Annotated in this window: 1 protein-coding gene, 1 pseudogene and 1 CRISPR repeat array; the gene and the pseudogene both read left to right on the top strand. The window is 48.3% G+C overall.

Annotated features, from left to right (window positions below):
• Nucleotides 1-85 precede the first annotated feature (85 nt).
• A pseudogene (locus E1H13_RS26180) lies at nucleotides 86-244 on the top strand (tyrosine-type recombinase/integrase); the annotation flags it as partial.
• A 14-nt stretch (nucleotides 245-258) separates the two neighbouring features.
• Nucleotides 259-411, top strand: a complete 153-nt coding sequence (locus E1H13_RS26185; RefSeq protein WP_169617899.1) for a hypothetical protein — start codon at nucleotides 259-261, stop codon at nucleotides 409-411.
• A gap of 76 nt (nucleotides 412-487) precedes the next feature.
• A CRISPR array of direct repeats spans nucleotides 488-4,396; the repeat unit is 36 nt; unit sequence GTTTCCATTCAATTAGTTTCCCCAGCGAGTGGGGAG.
• Nucleotides 4,397-4,494: the final 98 nt, after the last annotated feature.

Below are 4,494 nucleotides of genomic sequence, written 5' to 3' on the forward strand. Positions count from 1 at the left end.
CAACTCTATTTTCAGCGAGGTTTCTATGCTCTATCCCTGATGCAGCAAGCTCTCTAGGTACGTTGTCACCCGTTAAGTGCCGGTACATCCCCACATGCTGCGCCATGCCTGTGGTTACTATCTCGCTAACCAGGGGCTAGACACTCGACTGATTCAGGACTGGTTGGGGCACCGCAATATTGAGCACACGGTTCGATATACCAAGCTGAATCCCAAGCGGTTTGAGGAGATTCGGTGGGGTTGAGGTTGGGTGCTAGGGTGCGACGGGCCTTGGACCTGTTTGAGTTTAAAGGGGTGCCCCTGCGGCAGATCATGGCGATTACGGGCCATGCTAGCTTGGCGTCGTTGACCAGCTACCTGAACCTGGAGCAGCGGGCGGCGGGGATGCGTTGTTGGGGTTCTTTAGGGTAGATTGCCCACATTAAATTACTAATTTTTTAGTCCTTTTTTTCTATTCCTAATATTCTATTTTAATTTTATTAATAGTGTTTCCATTCAATTAGTTTCCCCAGCGAGTGGGGAGCAGAGCCAGGACAGAACGTACTGGGGTCTGTTGATTACGGTTTCCATTCAATTAGTTTCCCCAGCGAGTGGGGAGTCAACGGAAAGGATGTCAATATTGCCAAGGTTTACTTAGGGTTTCCATTCAATTAGTTTCCCCAGCGAGTGGGGAGTAGCGCGATCGTTTTCCTGCATCTTACAAGCTAGTGCAGTTTCCATTCAATTAGTTTCCCCAGCGAGTGGGGAGCTTTAGAATTAGATCTACCTAACCATATGTACTGGGCACAAGTTTCCATTCAATTCAATTAGTTTCCCCAGCGAGTGGGGAGTGGAATGCACCAGGGCTGGGAAACACATTGACGGGTGTTCGTGTTTCCATTCAATTAGTTTCCCCAGCGAGTGGGGAGATGAGCTCTAAGAACGACCACAACGAATCAAGAGCCCTGTTTCCATTCAATTAGTTTCCCCAGCGAGTGGGGAGAGGTTTGGATAAGCTCAACCTGTTCAATGCGTGACGTTCAGGCTAGTTTCCATTCAATTAGTTTCCCCAGCGAGTGGGGAGATTTATAGCGAAATCCACAGACCGTCGAGCCCTGGCATTGGTTTCCATTCAATTAGTTTCCCCAGCGAGTGGGGAGCTAAATACTGAAATAGCCGCCTTACCAAACTCTTTAGCGTTTCCATTCAATTAGTTTCCCCAGCGAGTGGGGAGTCTTCTACAGCTTTTCTTTCGAACCAAGCAATTTCTAGGTTTCCATTCAATTAGTTTCCCCAGCGAGTGGGGAGCTCTGACCAATGTTCGTTTCTTGGCTGATGACCGTTTTGTTTCCATTCAATTAGTTTCCCCAGCGAGTGGGGAGGAGCCTACATTAAAGTGGGTTACATACTTTGAGCGTGAAGGTTTCCATTCAATTAGTTTCCCCAGCGAGTGGGGAGTTGACGCAGCTCGCTCAGCTCGACCTGGGGCGCAACGTTCTAAGAGTTTCCATTCAATTAGTTTCCCCAGCGAGTGGGGAGAAAAGTCAACGTCTGGAGCCGGAACCACAAGACAAGAAAAGTTTCCATTCAATTAGTTTCCCCAGCGAGTGGGGAGCAGTCTGGCCCCGCTGGCAGGCCGTGGCGATCTGTTGGTTTCCATTCAATTAGTTTCCCCAGCGAGTGGGGAGCGCCATGATTTTGCTCGATAGAGCGTTGGTAGGAGCCAAGTTTCCATTCAATTAGTTTCCCCAGCGAGTGGGGAGTTACTTGATCAGCCTATCCGGGAAGCTTGAGGAAAGTTTCCATTCAATTAGTTTCCCCAGCGAGTGGGGAGGATTGCCGATGATGTGATCGACGGCGAAGGGGATTACGTGTTTCCATTCAATTAGTTTCCCCAGCGAGTGGGGAGTTAAAAGGGTTTCCCCAGTTAAGAACTCCAGTAAAATCGTTTCCATTCAATTAGTTTCCCCAGCGAGTGGGGAGTATTTTGTAACATCTGCAATTTGGGTGCGCTGGGGCCTCAAGTTTCCATTCAATTAGTTTCCCCAGCGAGTGGGGAGGGCTGACCTGGGGGATGACAGTATGCCTAGAACCTGGTGTTTCCATTCAATTAGTTTCCCCAGCGAGTGGGGAGTGACGATTTGACCGATCTCCTATTTACCCGTTGGTCAAGTAAGTTTCCATTCAATTAGTTTCCCCAGCGAGTGGGGAGTAGGTATTAGTGATTATCAATTCATTTTATATGAAGCCAGTTTCCATTCAATTAGTTTCCCCAGCGAGTGGGGAGTATAGATCTAACTTGACAGCACACATTCACCAAATAGGAGTTTCCATTCAATTAGTTTCCCCAGCGAGTGGGGAGGGGGATTACATAGTCCTTAAACGGCCCCACCAGAGCAAGTTTCCATTCAATTAGTTTCCCCAGCGAGTGGGGAGCTCATCAGAGGTTAGGCCAGCGTTGTAATCCTGAAGTTTCCATTCAATTAGTTTCCCCAGCGAGTGGGGAGCTGACAAGCCTTATGCCTCTTTGGATGAGGTTAAAGCAGGTTTCCATTCAATTAGTTTCCCCAGCGAGTGGGGAGCTAAGGTTAAACAGCTAACGAAATCGGATATCCAACCCAGTTTCCATTCAATTAGTTTCCCCAGCGAGTGGGGAGCTGGTAACCAAGTAGCCTTTCGGAATTCTAATGAGACAATGTTTCCATTCAATTAGTTTCCCCAGCGAGTGGGGAGAAGACGCACTTTCTGTGATTGCGTCCAGGCGAGCCAAGGGCAAGTGTTTCCATTCAATTAGTTTCCCCAGCGAGTGGGGAGATCACCCCAGCCGCTACCCAGCGCTGCTCCAGTTCTTGCACGTTTCCATTCAATTAGTTTCCCCAGCGAGTGGGGAGACGGATGTTCGAGCTTCAAACACGCATGAGCAACTTCATGCTCGTTTCCATTCAATTAGTTTCCCCAGCGAGTGGGGAGTTGTATGAGCAAGTTGAGCACGATTTACGAGAGTATGTATGTTTCCATTCAATTAGTTTCCCCAGCGAGTGGGGAGCGGGAATTTATTCGTCAGCGCTTCGATGTGTCTGAGTTTCCATTCAATTAGTTTCCCCAGCGAGTGGGGAGGCGCGAGCTAGCTGACACGCACGAAGAACGCGAGCCCGACGTGTTTCCATTCAATTAGTTTCCCCAGCGAGTGGGGAGTCTCTAAACATATTCCAGAAAAGAAAAACACAATTGAGACAGTTTCCATTCAATTAGTTTCCCCAGCGAGTGGGGAGAACAAAGGTTAGCTCAATGAGTCAAGATCCTAACGCCACAGTTTCCATTCAATTAGTTTCCCCAGCGAGTGGGGAGCCTGTGTGGAATGGCTACACCGACGAAGCAATCTGGAACGATGGTTTCCATTCAATTAGTTTCCCCAGCGAGTGGGGAGTCCTAGCTGTTTTGTTTTTGGGCTCAACCAAAGTATTGTTTCCATTCAATTAGTTTCCCCAGCGAGTGGGGAGTTTGGGCGGCAACAGATACAGGACAACGGATACACCGGCGTTTCCATTCAATTAGTTTCCCCAGCGAGTGGGGAGCCGATGTATATCGCTTTGCGCCCGTCCATCACGAAATAGATTGTTTCCATTCAATTAGTTTCCCCAGCGAGTGGGGAGATAGCTGTTTGCATGTGGCTTGCAAACATATCTCTAAGGAGTTTCCATTCAATTAGTTTCCCCAGCGAGTGGGGAGCTATAGCAGTCGGCGGCAAAGGCCCGAATCGCGAGGTGTTTATCATGTTTCCATTCAATTAGTTTCCCCAGCGAGTGGGGAGACTCGCGAGCAAATCGTTGAGATGTGTAAAATCGTAGGAATGTTTCCATTCAATTAGTTTCCCCAGCGAGTGGGGAGTATACCAGTATGATGCTGACACCAACCGCCTAAATTATATGTTTCCATTCAATTAGTTTCCCCAGCGAGTGGGGAGATAATTTGTGAAGAGGAGAACGCAAACGGGACTTTAACCGAGTTTCCATTCAATTAGTTTCCCCAGCGAGTGGGGAGTGAAACCGACATTCCCCATGTGGGAGTCGCAATCAAGAGATTGTTTCCATTCAATTAGTTTCCCCAGCGAGTGGGGAGATCATTTGTCCTACCCATTCGTAGCGGCGATTGGCAGCGGGTTTCCATTCAATTAGTTTCCCCAGCGAGTGGGGAGAACCAATTTCGGCACCGCTAACACCGCTTAAACCTGGTTTCCATTCAATTAGTTTCCCCAGCGAGTGGGGAGTTTACTCCTAAGGATAAGTATTACCGTTACCTTCATTCCATGTTTCCATTCAATTAGTTTCCCCAGCGAGTGGGGAGTACGATGAGATAATGACTACCTACCCGACGCTAACTTGTTTCCATTCAATTAGTTTCCCCAGCGAGTGGGGAGTCCTCTTATTGTGCACCTAAGGGAGCACTCCACAAGGCGGGACGTTAAGGGGTTAATTGTCGTGTATCAATAGATACTTGTAAAGAAAAGCTCTGCGG

The sequence above is a fragment of the Nodosilinea sp. P-1105 genome, assembly GCF_012911975.1.
Lineage (GTDB): Bacteria > Cyanobacteriota > Cyanobacteriia > Phormidesmidales > Phormidesmidaceae > Nodosilinea.